17 protein-coding genes are annotated in these 21,172 nt (G+C 43.4%); 13 read left to right on the forward strand and 4 right to left on the reverse strand.

Annotated features, from left to right (window positions below):
* Positions 1–8: 8 nt before the first annotated feature.
* Positions 9–860 carry an ATP phosphoribosyltransferase gene (gene hisG / locus ABIE26_RS17100; RefSeq protein WP_310144062.1) on the reverse strand — a complete coding sequence of 284 codons (852 nt, stop codon included), beginning with the start codon at positions 858–860 and terminating at the stop codon, positions 9–11.
* A gap of 322 nt (positions 861–1,182) precedes the next feature.
* Here hisG and ABIE26_RS17105 point away from each other — a divergent pair, with 322 nt between their 5' ends.
* The 5 genes from ABIE26_RS17105 to ABIE26_RS17125 are packed head-to-tail and all read left to right on the forward strand — an operon-like array spanning position 1,183 to position 7,330.
* Entirely contained in the window at positions 1,183–2,754 is a 1,572-nt protein-coding gene (locus ABIE26_RS17105) for a L,D-transpeptidase family protein (RefSeq protein WP_310144064.1), read from the forward strand.
* A gap of 20 nt (positions 2,755–2,774) precedes the next feature.
* Positions 2,775–4,820 carry a BatA domain-containing protein gene (locus ABIE26_RS17110; RefSeq protein WP_310144066.1) on the forward strand — a complete coding sequence of 682 codons (2,046 nt, stop codon included), beginning with the start codon at positions 2,775–2,777 and terminating at the stop codon, positions 4,818–4,820.
* Positions 4,817–6,076: a dihydroorotase gene (locus ABIE26_RS17115; protein WP_310144068.1), complete on the forward strand. Its 1,260-nt coding sequence runs from the start codon at positions 4,817–4,819 to the stop codon at positions 6,074–6,076. Before ABIE26_RS17110 ends, ABIE26_RS17115 begins: the two co-directional genes overlap by 4 nt.
* Complete coding sequence (locus ABIE26_RS17120) at positions 6,069–6,740, forward strand: hypothetical protein (protein WP_310144071.1); 672 nt, start codon at positions 6,069–6,071, stop codon at positions 6,738–6,740. Before ABIE26_RS17115 ends, ABIE26_RS17120 begins: the two co-directional genes overlap by 8 nt.
* Positions 6,741–6,754: 14 nt before the next feature.
* The gene (locus ABIE26_RS17125; protein ID WP_310144074.1) at positions 6,755–7,330 is read left to right on the forward strand and encodes a DUF4199 domain-containing protein; all 576 of its coding nucleotides are present in this window, start codon (positions 6,755–6,757) and stop codon (positions 7,328–7,330) included.
* Positions 7,331–7,381: 51 nt separating this feature from the next.
* On the opposite strand, the gene ABIE26_RS17130 is transcribed toward ABIE26_RS17125, so the two are convergent.
* Both ABIE26_RS17130 and ABIE26_RS17135 read right to left on the reverse strand, forming a co-directional pair.
* Positions 7,382–8,005 (reverse strand): GyrI-like domain-containing protein, encoded by a 624-nt coding sequence (locus tag ABIE26_RS17130; RefSeq protein WP_310144077.1) that lies wholly within the window; start codon positions 8,003–8,005, stop codon positions 7,382–7,384.
* Between the two features lie 57 nt (positions 8,006–8,062).
* The gene (locus ABIE26_RS17135) at positions 8,063–9,766 is read right to left on the reverse strand and encodes a sensor histidine kinase (RefSeq protein WP_310144079.1); all 1,704 of its coding nucleotides are present in this window, start codon (positions 9,764–9,766) and stop codon (positions 8,063–8,065) included.
* Between the two features lie 90 nt (positions 9,767–9,856).
* On the opposite strand from ABIE26_RS17135, the gene ABIE26_RS17140 reads away from it, so the two are divergent.
* Positions 9,857–10,417 (forward strand): RNA polymerase sigma factor, encoded by a 561-nt coding sequence (locus ABIE26_RS17140; RefSeq protein ID WP_310144082.1) that lies wholly within the window; start codon positions 9,857–9,859, stop codon positions 10,415–10,417.
* Between the two features lie 18 nt (positions 10,418–10,435).
* On the opposite strand, the gene ABIE26_RS17145 is transcribed toward ABIE26_RS17140, so the two are convergent.
* The gene (locus tag ABIE26_RS17145; protein ID WP_310144085.1) at positions 10,436–10,672 is read right to left on the reverse strand and encodes a hypothetical protein; all 237 of its coding nucleotides are present in this window, start codon (positions 10,670–10,672) and stop codon (positions 10,436–10,438) included.
* A 149-nt stretch (positions 10,673–10,821) separates the two neighbouring features.
* On the opposite strand from ABIE26_RS17145, the gene ABIE26_RS17150 reads away from it, so the two are divergent.
* From ABIE26_RS17150 to ABIE26_RS17180, 7 genes are all read left to right on the forward strand, one after another.
* Positions 10,822–12,003: a FecR family protein gene (locus ABIE26_RS17150; RefSeq protein WP_310144087.1), complete on the forward strand. Its 1,182-nt coding sequence runs from the start codon at positions 10,822–10,824 to the stop codon at positions 12,001–12,003.
* A gap of 199 nt (positions 12,004–12,202) precedes the next feature.
* Positions 12,203–15,736, forward strand: a complete 3,534-nt coding sequence (locus ABIE26_RS17155; RefSeq protein ID WP_310144090.1) for a SusC/RagA family TonB-linked outer membrane protein — start codon at positions 12,203–12,205, stop codon at positions 15,734–15,736.
* 4 nt (positions 15,737–15,740) lie between these two features.
* On the forward strand, positions 15,741–17,075 hold the full coding sequence (locus ABIE26_RS17160; RefSeq protein WP_310144093.1) for a RagB/SusD family nutrient uptake outer membrane protein: 1,335 nt from the start codon (positions 15,741–15,743) through the stop codon (positions 17,073–17,075).
* 26 nt (positions 17,076–17,101) lie between these two features.
* Positions 17,102–18,349, forward strand: a complete 1,248-nt coding sequence (locus ABIE26_RS17165) for a TlpA family protein disulfide reductase (RefSeq protein ID WP_310144095.1) — start codon at positions 17,102–17,104, stop codon at positions 18,347–18,349.
* A 112-nt stretch (positions 18,350–18,461) separates the two neighbouring features.
* Positions 18,462–19,415: a glycosyltransferase family 2 protein gene (locus tag ABIE26_RS17170; protein ID WP_310144098.1), complete on the forward strand. Its 954-nt coding sequence runs from the start codon at positions 18,462–18,464 to the stop codon at positions 19,413–19,415.
* Positions 19,416–19,418: 3 nt separating this feature from the next.
* Positions 19,419–20,387 (forward strand): glycosyltransferase, encoded by a 969-nt coding sequence (locus ABIE26_RS17175; RefSeq protein ID WP_310144100.1) that lies wholly within the window; start codon positions 19,419–19,421, stop codon positions 20,385–20,387.
* Positions 20,384–21,169 (forward strand): hypothetical protein, encoded by a 786-nt coding sequence (locus ABIE26_RS17180; RefSeq protein WP_310144104.1) that lies wholly within the window; start codon positions 20,384–20,386, stop codon positions 21,167–21,169. Before ABIE26_RS17175 ends, ABIE26_RS17180 begins: the two co-directional genes overlap by 4 nt.
* Positions 21,170–21,172: the final 3 nt, after the last annotated feature.

Here is a 21,172-nt window from a genome sequence, read left to right on the forward strand (position 1 = left end):
ATAGCCGCTTAAGCAATGATTTTTTCGATCGGCATCACTACAATCCCCTGGGCACCGGCAGCTTTCAGCCGATTGATCTTTTCCCAGAAATCGTGCTCGGCAATTACCGAATGCACGGCAACCCAGTCTTCATCAAACAGCGGAACTACGGTCGGACTTTTTACTCCGGGCAGGAGGTCGACCACCTTTTTCAGGTTGGACTTCGCCACATTCAGCACCACATATTTGGTCTCTTTTGCACGCAGTACCGAACGGATCCTTTGCAGCAATTCCTGAACTTCCGGCAGCAGTTCCGAACCTTCTTTTCCAATCAGGACTGCTTCCGATTTCATCACTTCAGAAAAAGGTTTCAGTCCATTGCTTTTCAGTGTACCTCCCGTAGAAACAATATCGCAGATGGCATCGCTTAGTCCAAGTCCGGGCCCAATCTCTACCGATCCGGAAATGGTGCGGACCTCAGCATTTACATGGTTTTCTTTCAGGTATTTTTCCAGGATCACGGGATAGGAGGTGGCTATGGCTTTGCCGCTCAGTTGCGCAATTTCGGTGATCTGGCTTTCATTGGGGATGGCAATTTTGAGTGTGCACCTTCCAAAGCCTAGTTTTTGCAGGTAAGTTACTTCGGCACCAGCCTCAACAATTACATTTTCACCCACAATCCCCAGGTCGGCAATCCCGTCCTGTACATATTCAGGAATGTCATCGTCTCTCAGGAAAAGGATTTCCAAAGGAAAATTGGTAACTGTTGATATTAATGAGCTTTTGTAGTTTTCAAAAGATAAACCACAATTTTTAAGAATTTCTACTGATTTTTCGTTTAATCTACCCGATTTCTGGATAGCTATTTTAAGAGTTTTCAATTTTGCTTTTGCTATTGATGATTATTGATTGAACAAGAAAATAAGGTCGGAAACAAGTTTTGAAGTACAAAACATTACATATACATCGCCAGGTGGCGATGATGGAAATGTAAGTGATGGTTCAAAACAAAGTTCATAAATCCTATAAAGTTCTTTTATCAATAATGGCTAGCATCTTGAAGATGTGGCAAATATAGCTATTGAAATTACAAATCCAAATAAAAAAATAACCAAAGGAGGAGAACGGTGGTTTTTTATGGCACTTAATTTGATTAGTGGCTTAATAATTCTAAATAGCGTTATTTAATACAGAACATCACCCTTGAAAAAACTATTCCTATTACTCATCCCCATCTGTTTGCTGTTCAATGCTTGTACCTGGTTTAAAGAAACTCCTGAAGTAGGGCTTAAGCTGGCAGCGCATTTTGACAATAAACTTTACAAGAAATTTGATACAGCCGATTATAATGTCATTTTTAAGAGACACTTTGATTCACTGAAAGGCAATTTTTCAAATCCCAATACATTGAAGGCCTATTACGAGCGCCACAATAGCGAACCCAGCCTGGTGACCAGATTTTTTGCCGATGGTGCTTTGGATACCCTCAAAAATTACATCAGCCGAAGTGAACAGCATGGTTTCAATCCGGAAATATTCAGGTATAAGAAGCTCAAAAGTCTGCTGGATGAATTATCGGCCAATAAATTTAAAGACATAGCCGAGGTTTATCCCGTGGTGGCCGACCTGGAACTAAATGCTGCCGAGAGCCTGATCAAGTACAATAACTTCATAAACTATGGTGCTTTAAATCCAAGAAAGCTATTGTCCAGGTATTATGTTCCGGTAAAAAGACCTGACAGCACAAGTATGACGGCAGTGCTGGCTACCAGCGATCTGGAAAAGCTGCTTGCAGAGATCCAGCCCAGCTCAGTCCAGTACAAAGCTTTACAGGGGGCAATGCTGAGTCGCGCCTATAAGCGGAGTCCGGAACAGCTGAAGGCTATCTTGGTCAATATGGAAAGAATGAGGTGGAAATTGCCCGATCTTGGGGATGAACATGTTGAAGTGAACATACCAGATTTTAGCCTGACCTGGTTTAGCGGACAGGATACACTGAGCCATATGAAGGTTTGTGTGGGTGGTGCACGTGAGAAGGACTACGCCGAAAAAATAAAGCTGTACCTGAAATCGGGAAACCTGGATGATAAACCTAAAAACCATGAAACGCCAATATTGTACAGTAAGCTGAATTCTATACAGGTAAACCCAATCTGGAACATACCAGTAAGCATTGCCAGGAGCGAAATTTACTGGCAGGCCGTAAGAGACCCTTATTATCTTTCCAATAATAACATCCGTGTTTATTATAAGGGCAAGCTGGTGAGCGATCCTGATACAATCCAATGGAGCAGATATCCGCGGGAAAAACTGCCTTTTGAGTTTAAACAGGGATCTGGTGAAGGGAATGCATTGGGCAAGTTTAAATTTATATTCGACAATGGTTCGAGCATTTATCTGCACGATACCAATAATAAGAGCGGTTTTGCCAGAAGTAACAGGGCCATCAGCCATGGTTGTGTACGGGTAGAGAGGCCACTGGAGTTTGCACAAAACCTGGTTAAAGACAAATACCAGTACGATCAGCTGCGGATGGAAGTGAACCTGCCGCCAATCGATACGACTAAAATGGAGGTATTCCGAAAAAAAATGGCAAAAAAAGCCGATACCTTAAATGTTTTTCAATTGAAACCTAAATGGTTCGGTACCAAAAAGCCGGTACCCCTGATCATCAATTACATTACGGCCTGGTCGCAAAATGGAATCATAGAGTTCCGTCCTGATGTTTACAGTTTAGATGAAACTTTGTATGCAGCTATGAAGAAGTTCATGTAAATTGCTAACTTTGTTTTTTAATGAATTTCCTATATCCAGGTTTTCTTTTTGCGCTGTTAGCAATAGCCATTCCTATTGTAATCCACTTATTCAATTTCAGGAAATTCAAAAAAGTATATTTCAGCAATGTACAATTCTTAAAAGAGGTACAGGAGCAAAACTCTTCCAGGGAAAAACTGAAACACCTGCTCATCCTTTTTAGCCGCATACTGGCCATCGTTTTTCTTGTACTGGCTTTTGCCAGGCCCTTTATCCCATCGGCTAAAAATAAACAGCAGGGCAGCCCTAATCTGGTTAGCATTTATATCGACAATTCCTACAGTATGGAAAGCCTGAACAAGGAAGGCAACCTGCTGGATGAGGCCAAACGTAAAGCAAAAGAAATAGCCAATATCTATGGTATGACCGATCAGTTTAAGCTGGTGACCAATGATTTTGAAGGCCGGCACCAGCGGGCGGTGAACCGTGAGGAATTCATCAGTCTGCTCGACGATATCAAAATCAGTGCAGCAAGCAGATCCCTGCAGCAGATCATCAACAGGATGGAAACCGACCTGGATGCGAACAAAAATGAATTGAATTACCTGCTGTCCGATTTCCAGAAGAGTTTTGTGGGATCGAGGGCAATGCAGACGAATCCTGCGGTGGACTATTCCTTTATCAGGTTAAATTCGAACAGCTTGCCCAATATAGCTGTGGACAGCATATGGAGCCTTTCTCCAGTTCACCTGCCTAACCAGGCTGAGCAGCTGGTGGTGCAACTGCACAATTATGGGAATGAGGATGCCGCAGATCTGCCGATAAAGCTGAACATTAACGGGCAGCAAAAAGCAATAGGCAATGTTAAAATCCCGGCTGGCAAATCTTTAAAAGATACACTTTCGTTTAGCGGCCTCAAAGGGGGCTGGCAAAAAGGGCGCCTGAGTATTAAAGATTTTCCTTTAACTTTTGATGATGAACTGAACTTTACGTTTAAAGTGGCGCAGGATTTGAAAGTGCTGAGCATAAATGGTAATCCGGCCGAAAAAGCCATTAAATCTGTTTTTGCAACGGATGCCTATTTTAAGCTGACGGAAATGTCCGAGTCGAACATCCGGTATGCCGATTTTCCGCAGTACAGCCTTATTGTGCTGAACGGATTAAAAGAACCCTCGTCGGGATTGGCACAGCAGTTGAAATTATATCTGCAAAACGGCGGCTCGGTAGTGATATTTCCAGATTTGGAGGTAAATGCTGCAACTTATACTTCGTTTTTAACGGGTCTAAGTCTGCCGGCGGTGCAGCAGCTGAATGTAGGACCTCCTATTGCCAGTACTATAGATCTTAAAAATTCAGTCTTTAAAGATGTCTTTGAGCAGGTACCCCAGCAAATGGACCTGCCCGTAGTAAACCGGTACTTTAGTTATGCTGAACGTAATACGGGCAGCAAAGAACAAATCCTGAAACTACCCCTGAACAAGTTTCTTTTTGCCAGGTACGACCTGGGCGAAGGCAAGGCTTATTTAGCTGCCAGCGCGCTGGATGCCAAAGACGGCAACCTGGCCAGGCATCCGGTGTTTGTGCCCTTAATGTTTAAAATCGCATTTGCCAGCAGCAGGGAGCAGCCTTTTTATTATACAGTTGGAAAAAGTACCGTGCTGGAAAATGCAAAAATAAATTTAACTGGTAATCAATCCTTAAAGCTGATCTCTGATCATTTTGAAGTCATCCCGGAGATCAGGCAAACGCCGGGAAAGACTTTATTGTATGTGGCCGACCAGATAAAAAAAGCAGGTTTTTACGAATTAAGAAAAGCTGATTCCGTTTTATCTGTTGTTGCCTTTAATGACGACCGCCTGGAGTCGGATATGCATTATGCCAGTGAAGAGGAATTGAAAGCCCTGTTTGTCAAACAGGATATTGCATTTTACAATGCTAAAAAAGATACACTCTCTATGAATATGGGTTTAAAAAATAACAGCAGCGAGTTATGGAAACTTTGCCTAATTTTGGCTGTTGTTTTCTTGGCCATTGAAATATTACTGATCAGATTTTTTAATACTAAAAAAAATATACAAACAACATGAATCTTCTCCTCAAGGGCGTAACCATTGCCGATCCCAACAGCAAGTTTAACCAGCAAAAATGTGACTTACATGTAGAACAGGGAAAGATCGTTGCAATAGGCAAGGGTTTGGTTGCGAAAGCTGCTTTGGAAATTGACGGTTCGGGTATGGTACTTTCGCCTGGTTTTTTTGACCTGAACTGTGCCATAGGAGACCCGGGATTTGAAACCAAAGAGGATATCACCACAGGTACTGCCGCTGCAATGGCAGGAGGCTTTACCGGCCTGGCAGTATTGCCGCATACCAAACCGGTGGTGCATTCTAAGGCCGAGGTAGCCTATATAGTGAACAAAGCCAAAAACAATCTTGTAGATGTACACCCGGTGGGTGCCATCAGTCAGGAACTGGAGGGCAAAGAACTGGCTGAACTTTATGACATGAAACAGGCGGGAGCGGTAGCTTTTTCTGATGGTACCAAACCCATCTCAGACGATGGCTTCATGAGCCGTGCACTGCAATATGCCAAAGGCTTTAACGCGCTGTTAATGGTTTATCCTGAAAACAAGTCGATAGCTGGTAAATCGCAGATCAACGAAAGTAAAAATAGTGTGCTGCTGGGGATGAAAGGTTTGCCTGCCCTGGCCGAGGAAATGCACATCAGCAGGGATATATTCCTGGCCACATACCATGACGCCCCTGTCCACATCAGCAATATTTCTACAGGCGGATCGGTAGCATTGATCAAGAAAGCCAAAAAAGATGGGGTAAAAATTACCTGTGATGTGGCTGCACACCAGCTGGTGTTTACCGAAGAACTGCTGAGCGATTTTGACAGCAACTACAAAGTAAAGCCGCCATTGCGTGGTAAAGCGGATACTAAAGCCTTGCTGAGTGGCTTAAAGGACGGGACTATTGATGCGGTAAGCTCTCAGCACCGTCCGCATGAAATAGAATTTAAAGATGTGGAATTCGAGATTGCTGCCTATGGGATAATCGCGCTGCAAACTGTGTTGCCCCTGTTGCTGAAAGCCGGACTGGATGCAGGGCAGATCGCCGAAAAGCTCTCCATAAATCCGCGCAGGCTGCTTGGTCTGTCTGTACCTGTAATAGAAGAAGGTGCTGAAGCGAATTTTACGTTGTATCATCCTGCTGAAGAATGGCTGTACAATGCAGACAACAATTGCTCTAAATCGGGTAATTCACCGCTGTTGAACAAAAAATTAACCGGTAAAGTAAGACTGGTATACAATAATAAACAAATACAATCGTATGGATAATCATGTAAAAACAGCGCTGATTGCGTCGTTAGATAGGTTTGGTGCTGTGTCTGGTAAAGATCCGCTTGCACTCGAGGAAAGTTTGATCGCTGTATTCAGCAAAGACCTGGGCTTTCTGGAAAAAGTGGAAGAATTTGACGGGGCTTTTGATGAACATCCGGCTTTTGAGGAATTAAGGGAAGTGTTCTTTGATTTGCTGATGATCAATTTCTTCGCAAATGATGTCAAAAAACTGGAAGAAGATTACCTGGATTCTGAAGAATGGGCAGATATAGAAGAGGAAACTATTGACCGCGGAACGGAATTGCTGAACCTGCTGCTGTACATCAATGAGTGCCATGATGAAAAGATCAAACCAGAACTGGACGATTTTCTTAAAGAGTTCCTGCTGGTAGAAGAAGATGAGTTTCAGGACGAATTTCATATTTATGAAGACCTGATCAGTAACCAGCAATTGGTAGACAGCAGTGTTGAGGATATCTGCAGCCACGCCGGGATGATTGAGTTGGGTGAGGAGATGGAGGAACTTTTTGTGCCATTCATGGTTTTCTTTCATCAGCCCAAGGCAAACGATCAGGTACTGAAGGACCTGGAAACTTATAGTGCCAACAAAGAATTTGATGTGGCAGTTTATACATTAATTGCTGCATTTAATGTAGCTTAGATTCAATTGAGACCATGACAACGCAAACTTTAGAAAATTTAAAGCCCGAGGCAGCCAAAAATGGAATAGGATTAGGACTTATTTCGCTGGTACTGGGCGTGATCTCTGCCTACCTGCTGGTAAATGCAGCATCAATGATGGCTATTTTTCTGGTTCCGATCCTGATCGGCTTACTGATCCCGCTGGGCATAGCGATATTTTTCTGTATCGACCTCCGGAAAAAGATCGGTGGTTTCTGGAACCTGCGACAAGCCACCTCTGGTATATTTATCATGTTTTTGATCGCCTATGTAATCTCTACTGCAGGAAACCTGGTCTTTACCAAATTTATTGAACCAGATATGGCGGCAAGCATACAGTCTACCGTTATTGATGCAACCTCGGAGATGATGCAAAAACAAGGGATGGAGCAGGATGCCATTGATAAGAAGGTAGAAGAGATGAATGCCGATTTTGAAAAGAAAGCACATGGTACGGTGATGCAGAACATACAGGGACATGTGATCGGTATCATTATCGTTTTTGTGTTCGCCCTGTTGTTTGGCGCCATCTTTAAAAAAGAAAAGCCTTTGGCCGTATTTGAGGAATAGGCTTAATGAAATTAAGAAAAGCCTTCTTTCTACACAGAAAGAAGGCTTTTCTTATTTAACAGGTTCCCGTAATATGGTTTTTAATTTTTCGGGAGCGGTTTTGTTAAAGTCGGACAGGTAAATTTCGTGATGGTCGCCATTTTTCTTCAGGCCCCTGGCCAGCATGAAATCCATCATGATCTGCAGACTCTCGGGTTCAGTGGCAAAAGGGCCAATGTGCAGCATTTGCACCACTTTACCTTCCTGCATCTGGTAAAGTTCTATCCCGGCAGCCAGCTGGATTTGTTTTTTGCCGATGACCTGCTGTACGGCAGCTTTCAGCTGTTCCCGGGTCACATAGTCGGGCATACGGATAAGCATGCGGTAATTCCACTCGCTGCGGGGCACCTTCAAAGGCGTTTCATGAATGGAGAGACCGGCATATTTTTCTTCATCAAAATTCCAGAGGCCTTCCAGTTTGGCCACTACAAAGTCCTTGTCTAATGCCTTATTCATAAACTTTAGGGTATAAGCAGTAGCATAGAGCGCCTGAATCCTATCCAGGTAGGGCTTACCCGAGGGATCCCCTTTGCCACTTATCGCTAAGAATTGTGCAGCTGGTATATCCAGTAGCTGCGGTTGGCTGGTAGCGGTATAATACGCTTTGTTCAGTTTTGTCAGATCTAGTTTTTTCATTGTTCCGGTTATTTTGAGCAAATAAAAAGAGGGACACTGACAACCCTATGGCAGTCCTTATTTTTTGTAGGGAATAAAAAAGCTAAAAGTTGAACCTGCTGCGGGGCTGCTTTTTACACTGATCTTTCCGCCCTGCATTTCCACCAGCTGTTTGCAGATGAACAGGCCCAGACCGGTGCCCACCTGTCCTTTCGCAGAACTGGTCTGGTAGTATTTTGAAAAGAGGTTGGCCTGCTGATCGGCACTGATGCCTTTTCCGGTATCCCTCACATCTACCTGAAGGGTATTGGTTTCGCCCTGGAGCAATTCGGCATTGATGGTTACGCTGCCCTCATTGGTGTATTTTATGGCGTTGCTCAGTAAATTAACGAGCACCTGCTTGAGCCTGAAATCATCTCCAATTACGCTTGCCTCCTGCTCGCCTTTAAAGTTATAGCTCAGGTCCAGCTGTTTTTTTGTGGCGCTATAGCTCATGCTTTCTACAACCTGGTTTAAGGTACGGTAGGGCTGAAAAGGTTCTGCATTGATCTTCAGTTCACTGTTTTCCATTTTTGCGGCATCCAGCGTATCATTTAAAGTACGCAGCAGCATTTCCGAAGAGCCTTTTATCGATTCCAGCATATCTGTTTGCCGCTGGGTGAGCGTGGTTTTACTGAATACATATAAAAAACCTTTTATAGCGGTAAGTGGGTTTCTGATCTCGTGCGTCATGTGCGTCAGCAGCTCCATTTTTTGTCGGGCCATGTTAACTGCGCGGTCGTTTTCTTTGCGCAGCAGCAGTTCGGCTTTGTTGAGCTGTATGATAAACAGGATGAGCAGGGCTGCAAATACCAGTACCAGGAACAGCGAGGCCAGGTAAAACTTGTTCAGCAGGGCTGTGGTTTCCTGGTAATTCTTAAAGGCCATCCCTTTCAGCTGATCGGCCATACTGTAATTCAGTTCCTTGAGGTCATTTACAATGCGTTCCAGTTCATTGCTGATGCGGCTATTGAGTGCGATCAGTTCGCGCTGCATGCTCAGCAATTTTACATTCTGCAATTGCAGTTCGCGAAGCTTTTTGGCATTGTCCGACCGGTCGCGCGCAATGATTTTCTGGGTTGCCTGATCGGAAATATTGGTGTTGTTGTTGTGTGTGATTTCAATAACACCATTCGGATTACTGTTTTTATTTGAAATGGCATCCTTTAAGCGGCCAAATAAACCTTTCTTTTCTATAGTTACCGCTTTTCGTACCGTATCGGTATTGCTTTTTGTGGTTTTGTTGGTGCTTTTTGCATTTGTGGTCACTACAGGCTGTTTACTTTGGTCGGCCTGTTTGTTAAACTCCGAATACACGGTAAGCAGTGAATCAAAATTATGTTTGAGGGCAAAGAGCCTGTCGGATAGCTCCAGCTTCTTCTGGTACCATGCTTTAACCTGATTGCTTTGTGCCGCACTGAGCTGTGTGGTATCTGTCTGGGTCTTTAACAGGGTATCTATTTTGTTAAAGGCTTGTGTCAGTTTGGTTTTATATTCAATGCTTTTGGGGCCGTTTACATCCAGCAGTGACTCCTGGAAATCATCTTCGGCCTGGTGCAGCAGTAAAAGCGCCTGTTCGGGCTTCAGCCGGTTTTCTACATTGCTGGCCAGTTTAGAGATGTCTGCTAATTTTTGGGTAATGGTATTGCGTACCATAATAGCAGTTATCGCAAGCAGGATAACAAATGCCAGAAAAGCCAGCAGCATTTTCCTGGCCAGGGTTATGGTATGGGTAGATTTCATTCAGCAGCAAAAATAAGTATTTTTTATGAAGCAAAACGGGGGGCAGGAAAGCTGGACGAATTTCCCTATTTTTGAACCGGAAAAAATGGTATGACTGTTTATACGGAGCTGAGCGATAATGAATTGATCTCCTTGTTAAAAAAGGAGGAGGAAGCCGTATATAAGGAAATCTACAACAGGTACTGGGACAAGCTCTATTACATTGCACACAGGATGCTGAAGCAGCAGGAAGCCGCGGAAGAAGTGGTGCAGGATGTGTTTGTATTGCTATGGAAAAAAAGAACAGTGCTGGATATTCAGTCACTGGCGGTTTACCTCGCGGCTATGACCAGGTACGAGGTATACCGTTACCTTGCAAAGGATAAGCGTTATAAAAATAATGCAGTAGACTACCAACACCAGCTTGGAGATCAGGTTTCTTTTGATGCTGACCTTGAAAATAAACTGTTGCTGGAAATTATTGCGGAACTTTCCAACCAGCTGCCTGAAAAATGCCGGCTGGTATTTCAATATGTGAAATTGCAGGACAGGCCGTTGGGCGAAGTAGCGAAAGAACTGGGTATTTCGCAAAAAACAGCAGAAGCACATCTTACAAAAGCTTTGAAGACCATCAGGGGAAATATGGGAAATGCGATGCATCTGCTGTTTTAAAGCAGTCTAAATGTGGTTTTACGCAAGTTCTTCGTGAAGTATTATGCCGTTTTTAATGGCATCCAGTAAGGGCAGGCCTATTTTACAATCCAGGCTTTGCCGGTAATGGCGCGGTTCTTCCTGGTCTATTTCGATTGTTGCCATCCGTTGCTGCCGGTCGTCAAAAATCTGGAAATGCTCCATGTCGAGCATTTTGATGTTAAAAAAATGTCCGTATCCATTGTTATCGGCTACTTTTATTCTAAACTGTTCCATGATGCTGCTATTGGTAAGGTGTTTAACAAGTTGATTTATAGATTGTTTTAATTTTTTTTGAAAGTATTAAAAAAAAAGCAGCATCCAACTAAGGGTAAAACTGTGCAATCATACTCTATAGGTTTAAATGTGTGCAAAAGCATTCTTTTATGAGGAATAAAGAAGAACTGAAGTATCTGGCAAAAAAGTTTTTAGAAGGTACTGCTTCGGCAGAGGAGAAGGCTGCTCTAGACCATTGGTACAGCTCCGGCCTGGCAGAGGCGGCCGAGGAAGAGCTGGTATTTACCGCTGAACCTGAAGATGCAGAGGCCATAAAAAACAGGCTGTACGGGAATATAGCGCAAAAATTGCTTGTGCCGGCCAGAGAAAAACCGGTACTTGTTAAACTATGGCCAAAAATTGCCGTGGCGGCCGGTTTATTTTTTGTAGCAGGATTGGCATTGTACTTTTACCTGAGTTCAGAAAACTTTGATGCTGAAAAACGGCTTTCGGCTGCAAAAATGATCAATGCAGGTACAAATACTGCGGTGTTAACCCTGGCCAACGGCGAGCAGGTAAATTTAAGCGGATCAAAAACGGGACTGGTGATCGATGCTTCCGGTCTGACTTACAATGATGGGGATTCCCTGGCTGGAGATGGTGCCGCCGCATTGAAAGCAACCAGCGAACTGACGCTGAGCACACCGAAAGGGGGACAGTACCAGGTTGTACTGCCTGATGGTACAAAAATCTGGCTTAATGCCGCATCAGCACTTAAATTTCCGGCACGTTTTGATGGGCTTAAGACGCGCAGAGTGGAACTTACAGGTGAGGCTTATTTTGAAGTCGCTAAAGCAAAGCAGCAGCCGGCCCCAAAAACAAGACGCTTACCATTTATTGTAGCAAGCGGTAAACAGGAAGTGGAAGTGCTGGGCACACATTTTAACATCAATGCCTATACCGAAGAGGACAAGATAAAAACCACGTTGTTTGAAGGTAGTGTCCGTGTTTCTTTAAACGGTTTAGCAGGGAAGGGGGCAGCAGCAATACTTAGCCCCGGACAACAGGCTTGGGTTTCAAATCAGGAGGTAAAGGTAGGTCCTGCAGATGCGGAAGAAGCCCTGGCCTGGAGAAACGGCTTTTTCAAATTTAATAGTGAAAGCATTCCATCCGTTATGCGGAAGCTGTCGCGTTGGTACAATGTGGAAGTTGCTTATGAAGGAGAAATCAGCAAAAGCCGCATAATTGGTACCATCAGCAGGAACAAAAACATTAAAGAGGTTTTGGAAATGTTGGAAGAGACTAAACTGGTTACATTTAAAGTAGAAGGGAGGAAAGTGATAGTGAAATAAAATCTACCTGATCATGACCCGATAAAAATTAAAAAACCAGAGGCGGTGAGAGGCCCCTGGCTTATACGTTCGGGTGTCGAATTAGCAAAATTGCGATAACAACATCAACTAATAACCCAAACAGAACAAATTTATGAATTTTTATGATCTCTCCCCTCATGGGCTAAAAGTCCGTTCCGGGAGTCAAATAATGCGTGTTATGAGATTAACCATCGTCATAATGACTATGTTACTGATGCAGGTAAGTGCCAGAAGCACAGCACAGAAAGTATCCCTGTCAGAAAATAACACCTCTATATTACAGGTGTTTAACCTGCTGCGCAGTCAGACCGGATATGATTTTCTGTACTCAGACGAAATCCTGAAATTGGCAAAACCGGTGACTTTATATGTGAAGGACAAGCCTTTGGCCGATGTGCTCAATTCCATATTTGAAAAACAGGAACTGGTGTATGTGCTGAAAAACAAGGCGGTAATTGTATCAAAAAGGGAAGCTGGTTTTTTCGATGCGCTGAAAAATTACCTGGCCAGGATTGATGTAGCGGGAAAAGTGCTGGATGAAAGCGGGAAACCACTGCCAGGTGCAACGGTAAAGGTTAAAAACGAGAACCGATTGGTTATTACCGGTGCCGATGGCAGCTTTATGCTAAGGGGAATAGATGAAAAGGCCATCCTGGTGATCTCCTACCTGGGCTACAAGACCAAAGAGGTAAGTGTTAAACCTCAGCTCATCATAAGCATTGAACCTGAAAATGCAAATCTGGAGGAAGTAGGGGTGATCAGTACCGGCTATCAGAAGATCAAAAAAGATCAGCTGACGGGGGCGGCTTCTAACATGAATGAAGAGCAATACCAGCAACGTGTTGCCGTAACAGGAAACTTTTTAGAAAGTCTGGAAGGTAAGGTGCCTGGTCTGGTATACAATTCACAGACAGGTGAACTGACAATCAGGGGGGTATCTACCTTTGATGCGGTAAAAAAGCCACTCATTGTCCTTGATGGTTTCCCCACCGAGATCGACCTGCGTACCATTAATCCGAACGATATTGTTTCGGTGAATGTTTTGCGTGACGCCGCTGCTGCATCTATTTATGGAGTAAGGGCATCCAATGGGGTAATCATTGTAGAAACCAGGCGCGGTAAATCGGGGAAAGCGGTGTTTAACCTGCGCAGTACCTATGCTATACAGAATAAACCTGATTTCAGCTATCTGAATTATGCACCTGCAAATGAATTTGTACAGCTGCAGGTAGACAAATTTAACATTGAAAAAAGAAACTATAGTTCATTTTCGAAGACAAATCCGGTACAGGAGATTATGTGGGGTTTGACACGGCTGGACTTTTCAAACCCGCTGCTTACTCAGGCTCAGGCAGATGCAAAGCTGAAAGATCTGGGGTCTTATGATAACCTTAAAGAATATGAAAAATTATTTTATCAGAAAAGACAAGCTCAGAACGTGAATCTGGATGTGAGCGGAGGCAACGAAAGAAATACTTATATGCTGGGACTGAACTATGTGCGGGAGCAACCGGTTACCCGCAGGTCAGAAAGCCAGCAGTTTATCCTGAACATGGCTAATACTTTTAAGTTTTCAGAACGTTTTAATTTCGATTTCAAGGGTACCTATACAAATTACACTGATAAGAGCGGTAACATTCCTGACTATAATGATTTTTTTCCTTATGAACGCCTGGCGGACGCAAACGGAAGTGCATTGCCGGTTTCGTTGATGCCTAATCGTGCAGCGACCGGTAGAAACATAGGACCTGCGCTGAACCAGCAACTTATGGGATTGGGGCTTTACGACGCATTCTACTACCCGTATCGGGAATTGACCAGCAATACAAATACCGCTAAGGGATCAACCATACGGCTTCAGGGAAGGTTGAATGCTAAAATTACCAACTGGCTAAGTGTAGACGTCGGTGGAAACTACGAAAACCAGAATGTAATATTAGATAAGTTGAGCCTGGAAGACAGTTATAAAGTGAGAAATATGTTAAACATGAGCGCTTTGAAGGATGATTCAGGCAGGGCGGTATTTAAAAATATGACCAAAGGTGATATATTAAGCAAGACAAATCAGAAACTAAGCAATTATACGTTGAGGGGACAGCTTAACCTGAACCATAGGCTTAACAACAATCACGATTTCTCGGGGATTTTCGGCGTTGAACAAAAAAACACGCTTAATAAAGCTTATCTGACCAGCTTTTTTGGTTATGACAGTCAGACACTGGTTTCTGGACCAATTGATATGAACGCGTTAAATGCCGTGTTTTCCCCTGCGTTTTCTCAATACGGTGTAGGCTATATCTTCGGACCTAAAACTTATTTTAACCAGAGCGAAGACGACCGCAGGTTCATGTCCTACTATGGGCAGGGTACTTATATTTTTAATGGAAAATATGTGGCTACCGGGAGTTTCAGAATAGACCAGTCCAATCTTTTCGGGGTTGACCCTAAATTCAGGAATAAACCGTTGTGGTCTGCAGGTTTAAACTGGCGACTTGGAGAAGAAGAGTTTATCAGAAAATATGACTGGATCCAAAGTCTGCAGTTACGTGCCGCCACCGGTTCCAACGGAAATATACCCGTTACACAAGGAGGTAAATTTCTTTTACTTGAAAATGGATTGAATACCCTGCTGGATGTTGCGGTACCCTATACCTCGATCCTGAGTCCGGAAAACCAATCTTTGCGTTGGGAAACCACCCGGAATTATAACCTGGGACTAGATTACACCCTATGGCGGGGGCGTTTGTCGGGTTCGGTAGATTGGTATCTGAAAAAATCAACCGATGTTTTCGGGGAGTTTGATGCCGATCCAACGTTGGGTTTTAATCAGTATCAGGCAAATACGGCGTCTATTCAGAACAAGGGTATTGAATTCCTTTTCAATACACTAAATATTAAAAGCAGCAGGTTTCAATGGCGGACACAGCTGACAGCTTCGCTGAATAACAATAAGGTACTGTCAGTGAAAGCAACAGAATTTGATTACTCAGATGAAATTGCAAGTGGCAACCGGCCGGTGCAGGGGATGCCAATTGGTGCCCTTTACAGTTACAATTATGGAGGATTGAATGAAAAGGGCCAACCTTTTGTTTACGACAAAAACGGCAATCGGAAAATAATCGATTATTCTTATTCTGGTGGTTCATCTATAGATGTAACCATAAACGATATGATCTACAATGGTGCAACAGTGCCAAAATATGTGCTTGGGCTAAACAACCAATTCGGTCTTGGCGCATTTGACCTTTCTTTCCTGTTTATGTATTACGGCGGGCATGTAATGCGGGTAGAACCACCCGACCCAAATAACGTTGGATCTTTTAACAGTAACCCTGTTAAAGGCTCATCAAACTATTGGAGGAAGGCAGGAGATGAACAGCACACACGAATGCCAGGTTTTGTAAGGGCCAGTACCCTTGCTCCCGGATATTATCCGAGTTCTGCACTTTATGGTTATACATTTGCTTCTGAATTTGTGAGGAAAGCAGATTACATTCGTTTAAGGGATGTGGTGCTGACTTATCATGCCAAGGCTACTTTTTTGAAGAAGGCCGGGCTTAGCAACACGCAGTTGCGCTTTCAGGCGCAAAACGTGTTCCGTTATACTTTTAGCGGAAATGATATTGATCCCGAGGCAATAAATCCGGCTACGGGCATCCGGAAGCTGGAAACACAACCTTTTTACAGTCTGACTTTTTCTACTAATTTTTAATATAATGAAAAGCAAATATTTATGGATAATGCTGTTGAGTATGGCATTACTGAGCTGCAAAAAATTCCTGGATGTAAAGCCTAAGGGACTGGTCATTCCCGAAAAAATGATCGATTATGAAAGGCTTCTGAATTCGAGAGAGATGACCGGTACTTTTCCGGTAAATATACTGCGCTTTACGGATGATTTCTATGACGGCAGCTTTGGCGAACTGGATGCAAGTCCCGATGCCAATGGATATTACTGGAGGCGACAACTGACTGTAGATGAAAAAAATGACCCTGATGTATGGGGACCTTTATATAACCGTATATATCATGCAAATGTGATCATTAATGGGGTGTTGAAAAGTACCGATGCCCCGGAAGCGGAAAAAAAGCGGGTGTATGGCGAAGCCCTGGTGCATCGCGCTACTTATTATCTTGATCTGCTTACGGTATTTGCAAAGGCATACAACCCTGCAAGTGCCGCCACCGATCCGGGGATGCCCATGCCTGTCGGTACAGACGTTACAGGAAAGGCACCTGCACGTTCCTCGGTAAAGGAAACTCTGGAATCTATGATTACAGATTTGAAAGCTGCCGCTGAAGTTCTGCCATTAACCAATATCAATAGTACACGTATCAACAAATATGTTGCTTACGGAGTCTTGAGCAGGGTCTATCTCTATATAGCAGACTTTACCAATGCTGAGAAGTATACAGAACTGGCTCTGGAAGCACCACATACCTTTTTGGATTACAATAACTATGGAAGTACTTACGAAGTTCCGCCTTATGAACTTAGCCCTGAAGTACTCTGGTACCGTATGGGTGTTGATGCGGAAGGGCCCGACTATATGCTGTATTCAGATGACCTGAAAACTTATTTCAATGCAAATGACCTCAGATTCGAGTTTCTCACCGCGATAAGTAATGCAGGGTTACAGCGCGGTGGGTTCCTGACCTTCTATAATTTCGGGATTACCTTTCCTGAGTTGTACCTGACCAAGGCAGAGTTGCTGGCCCGGAAAGGCAAAACAGCTGATGCCATGGCACTGATAAATACCATCAGGAAGAATAGGTTTAATATACCTGATCCTGGCCTTACAGCCGCCAACCCCGAAGATGCTTTGCAAAAAGTTCTGGCCGAACGCAGAAGGGAAATGGCTTATAGCGGAATGCGCTGGTTTGACATGAAAAGGCTTGATCAGGAAGGCCGGATACCGGAAATAAAGAGAGTGAACAAAGAAACCGGAAAGGTTGAAGCAATTTTAGCGCCGCACAGTCCAAATTACACTTTCGAAATTCCAATACGGGTTTTAAAATTCAATCCCGGAATGGTGAAAAATCATCCTTAATAAAATAACAATTAATAAGCGAAATAATGAAAACAAGAATAGCAGTGGTATTGCTGGCGGGGATATCGGGCCTGCATAGTTTTGCCCAAAACAAGAAAGAACTTACTGACGACCTGGTAAAAGACAAGCAAAAGGTGCTGGCAAAATATATTCCTATGGCCAATGGCGATTACCTGCATAAGTTGTATGTGATGCCTTCGGAGGAAGTACTGGCCCGGCTGTCGGGATTTAAAACCGAGATGAACAAACAGGCTGATGCGGAGAAGGATGCTGAGCTTAAAGGTTTGATGTTAAAGGATATAGAATTTTATGCCGGTCGCGTGCTGGACAGGTATGTTGGTGTATATGGTATGGATTCTGTAGGTATGAGTAACCTGATGCAGCTCATGGAGAAGAGAAGGTCCGATCCTAAATTTAACGAGTTGATGGATGCTGCCCATAAAAAGGCTTTTATCAAACGTATGGAACCGGCAGAAAGAAAACGCATGAGGGAAATTATAGACGAAAAAGGGACTTTAAACGATGAAGCGCTTTTTAAAAGATCTGCATCCTACAGGGCATGGCTGGATGATAAGATCAGCGAACTGAGAAATACCAAATACAAATCGGATACTACATTGGGCTATGAGGGCAATTATGTAGTGAAGCTAAAGGTAATTGAAAATGAACTGCCGGCAGGTTATATCAAAGATTATCTTTTTTATAAAGGTACGGGTACTGTGATCAAAACCGTGAGAAATGACGCAGCTAAAGAGGAGGCCTACCGTAATTTTATGGCTAAGGCCAGCAATGCCGCATATAAAAAAGAGATGGAAGAGGTTTATGCCAATTATAAAATGATGACGGCAAATGCATTTTCGCCCGAGTTCAGCTATACAGATGTAAATGGCAAAATGGTAAGTTTAAAATCCCTGCGTGGCAAATATGTATATATAGATGTATGGGCTACCTGGTGTGGCCCCTGCAAGATGGAGATCCCTCACCTGACTAAAGTTGAGGCCGATTACCACGGAAAAAATATACATTTTGTGAGCCTATCTGTAGACCAGCAGAAAGACAAGTCCAAATGGACCAGTTATGTAAAGGACAATAAACTGGGCGGGATACAACTGCTGGCTGATAAGGACTTCGATTCTGATTTTGTAAAAAAATATAACATCAATGCGATACCACGGTTTATCCTGATTGACCCTATGGGAAAAATTGTTTCAGGAGATGCTAAAAGACCTTCGGATCCTTTGTTGAGAAAACAATTGGATACCCTGTTGAAATAAAACACTTTTTAGCTACCTATTAATAAATTAAGGCCTGCATCCTGTTGCAGGCCTTTTGTTTGTTGAACAATTTCTCTAAGTTTGCAAATTGTTTTTTAGCTTGTAAGCACACATGGATATTTCTGTTGTAATCCCCTTATTTAATGAAGATGAATCCCTGCCGGAATTAACGGAATGGATTGTTAAGGTAATGCGGGAGCATAACTTTTCCTATGAGGTCCTTTTTATTGATGATGGCAGTACAGATACTTCCTGGGCTGTTATTGAAGAACTGAAAAAAACATACGATACGGTCAGGGCCATTAAATTCAGACGGAATTACGGAAAATCTGCCGCCCTGAATGTGGGTTTTGCCGTGGCGCAGGGCGATGTGGTCATTACCATGGATGCCGATCTGCAGGACAGTCCGGACGAGATCCCTGAACTGTTCCGCAGGATAAAGGAAGAAAAATTCGATATCATATCGGGCTGGAAGAAAAAACGCTACGATCCGATTACCAAAACCATACCTACAAAGCTGTTCAATGCCGCCACAAGGCGCATGTCGGGCATACAGTTGAACGATTTCAATTGCGGTTTAAAAGCTTACCGGAGCGACGTGGTGAAAACCATTGAAGTATACGGCGAGATGCACCGCTATATACCCGTTATTGCCAAATGGGCCGGATTTAAAAAAATAGGCGAGCAGGTGGTAGAGCACAGGGCCAGGAAATACGGGGTAACCAAATTCGGGCTGAGCCGCTTTATCAATGGCTTTCTTGATCTGCTCTCCATCTTTTTTGTGGGCAAGTTCGGTAAAAGGCCGATGCATTTTTTTGGTTCACTGGGCGTACTGAGCTTTCTGCTCGGAACATTTATGGCCCTTTGGCTTATAGGCGTTAAGTTGTACCACATTTCTATGGCCATACCTTATAAAAGGGATGTTACGGATCAGCCACTATTTTACATTGCCCTGGTGGCCATTATTGTGGGCTCTCAACTGTTCCTTACCGGTTTTGTGGCCGAGCTGGTTACCCGCAACGCGCCAGAACGAAACCAATACCTGATTGAAAAGGAGATCCTGTAAGCGATGTTCTTCTCTATAATTATACCGCTATATAACCGTCCGCAGGAAATAGACGAATTGCTGCACACGCTTACCAGGCAAACCTATACCCAGTTTGAAGTACTGGTGATAGAAGATGGTTCGGTAAATGATGCAAAGGCCATTGTAGCCAGATATGCCAATAAGCTGGATATAAAGTATTTCTTTAAACCCAATGAAGGACAGGGATTTACCCGGAACTATGGCTTTGAAAGGGCGAAAGGGGATTACTTTGTGATCTTTGATTCAGACTGCCTGATCCCCGAAAATTACCTGGAGGTAGTTAGCGATTACCTGTACGCACACAAACTGGACGCTTACGGCGGTCCGGATGCAGCGCATGAGAGTTTTACCCCTGTACAGAAGGCCATCAGTTATGCCATGACCTCTCCGTTTACGACCGGGGGAATCCGTGGCAATAAAAAACACCTGGGCCAGTTTCACCCGCGCAGCTTTAACATGGGGGTATCGCGTGAGGTCTGGGAAAAGGTGGGCGGATTTATCCTTACCCGACTGGGCGAAGATATTGAATACAGCATACGGATACATGAGCAGGGGTTTAAAATAGGCCTGATCCCTGATGCAAAGGTTTACCATAAAAGACGGACCAGCTTTGCACAATTTTATAAGCAGCTTCATTTTTTCGGACGGGCGAGGATAAATATTTATAAACATTTTCCGGCAGAACTTAAACTTGTTCACTTTTTTCCGGCAGTGTTTACCTGCGGCGTAATTTTTACACTGCTTGTGAACCTATTTTACTGGCCTTTAGCGTATTTATGTAACTTTATACTGTTGTTATACCTGATGTTGATATTTTTTCATTCATGGCAGGTTAATAAATCGTTAAAAGTTGCATTTTTGAGTATTATTGCTGCGTTTATCCAGCTTACGGCCTATGGCCTGGGCTTTATGCAGGATTTTTTTAAAAGAGTAGTATTAAAACAACAATGATAGAGTTTTTAAAGGAAAGTACATTTGCTGTAAATGAGGTGATTGGCAAAGCCTGGACAGTGACCAAAAGGAATTACTTTTCTATCGCGACGCTTTGCTTCCTGATGTTCATAACCTCGAACGCATCGGGTTTGATGGCCTTTTTTCTGAAAGATGTAAATACGGGACTGAGTGTGCTTATGGCATTCTTTTTTGTGATGTTTTATTTCACTATTAACCTGTCGCTGTTTAAATACATTTTTCATCTGCTGGATGATGAATTTAACGTAAGTATTGTAGATACGATACCGACCAGGAAGCAGATCATCCGTTTCCTGGTGGCCATGCTGTATTTTATGCTTTGCATCATCGGGGTTTACTCGCTGGTGATCCTGGTGGCCTTTCCTTTTATTTATACCGGGATCAGGATGGAGATCATTACCAATATTGCAATTTCCGTAGGGATTATCGCAATATTTGTGACCTGGATCAGGATCTCTTTTTTTCCGTTCTTCATTATCGACAAGAACCTTCCTCCTTTTTTATCTATTAAATTTAGTCTGGCTACAACCAAAGGTAATTTTACCAAAATCCTGCTCCTTTTATTGGTGCTTGGTGGTTTTCATGTGCTGTACCTGTTTTTCAGCTACCTGAAATGGCCTGTAATTGCTTTCTTTATCAATGTGCTCAGCTCTTTTATCATCGTTCCACTATCCAGTGTGGCGCTCACTATTGCTTACCGTAAAATGATGAGTGAGTATAAGGGCGAGGGCGAACCGGATATCATTCATAATATAGTCTAAGTA

The organism is Pedobacter africanus, assembly GCF_040548825.1.
GTDB lineage: Bacteria > Bacteroidota > Bacteroidia > Sphingobacteriales > Sphingobacteriaceae > Pedobacter > Pedobacter africanus_A.

Excerpts from the sequence above, each read along its gene's own strand:
- ABIE26_RS17110 (WP_310144066.1), top strand. The coding sequence starts at position 2,775 with ATGAATTTCCTATATCCAGGTTTTCTTTTTGCGCTGTTAGCAATAGCC.
- ABIE26_RS17115 (WP_310144068.1), top strand. The coding sequence starts at position 4,817 with ATGAATCTTCTCCTCAAGGGCGTAACCATTGCCGATCCCAACAGCAAG.
- ABIE26_RS17120 (WP_310144071.1), top strand. The coding sequence starts at position 6,069 with ATGGATAATCATGTAAAAACAGCGCTGATTGCGTCGTTAGATAGGTTT.
- ABIE26_RS17125 (WP_310144074.1), top strand. The coding sequence starts at position 6,755 with ATGACAACGCAAACTTTAGAAAATTTAAAGCCCGAGGCAGCCAAAAAT.
- ABIE26_RS17130 (WP_310144077.1), bottom strand. The coding sequence starts at position 8,005 with ATGAAAAAACTAGATCTGACAAAACTGAACAAAGCGTATTATACCGCT.
- ABIE26_RS17135 (WP_310144079.1), bottom strand. The coding sequence starts at position 9,766 with ATGAAATCTACCCATACCATAACCCTGGCCAGGAAAATGCTGCTGGCT.
- ABIE26_RS17140 (WP_310144082.1), top strand. The coding sequence starts at position 9,857 with ATGACTGTTTATACGGAGCTGAGCGATAATGAATTGATCTCCTTGTTA.
- ABIE26_RS17145 (WP_310144085.1), bottom strand. The coding sequence starts at position 10,672 with ATGGAACAGTTTAGAATAAAAGTAGCCGATAACAATGGATACGGACAT.
- ABIE26_RS17150 (WP_310144087.1), top strand. The coding sequence starts at position 10,822 with ATGAGGAATAAAGAAGAACTGAAGTATCTGGCAAAAAAGTTTTTAGAA.
- ABIE26_RS17155 (WP_310144090.1), top strand. The coding sequence starts at position 12,203 with ATGAGATTAACCATCGTCATAATGACTATGTTACTGATGCAGGTAAGT.
- ABIE26_RS17160 (WP_310144093.1), top strand. The coding sequence starts at position 15,741 with ATGAAAAGCAAATATTTATGGATAATGCTGTTGAGTATGGCATTACTG.
- ABIE26_RS17165 (WP_310144095.1), top strand. The coding sequence starts at position 17,102 with ATGAAAACAAGAATAGCAGTGGTATTGCTGGCGGGGATATCGGGCCTG.
- ABIE26_RS17170 (WP_310144098.1), top strand. The coding sequence starts at position 18,462 with ATGGATATTTCTGTTGTAATCCCCTTATTTAATGAAGATGAATCCCTG.
- ABIE26_RS17175 (WP_310144100.1), top strand. The coding sequence starts at position 19,419 with ATGTTCTTCTCTATAATTATACCGCTATATAACCGTCCGCAGGAAATA.
- ABIE26_RS17180 (WP_310144104.1), top strand. The coding sequence starts at position 20,384 with ATGATAGAGTTTTTAAAGGAAAGTACATTTGCTGTAAATGAGGTGATT.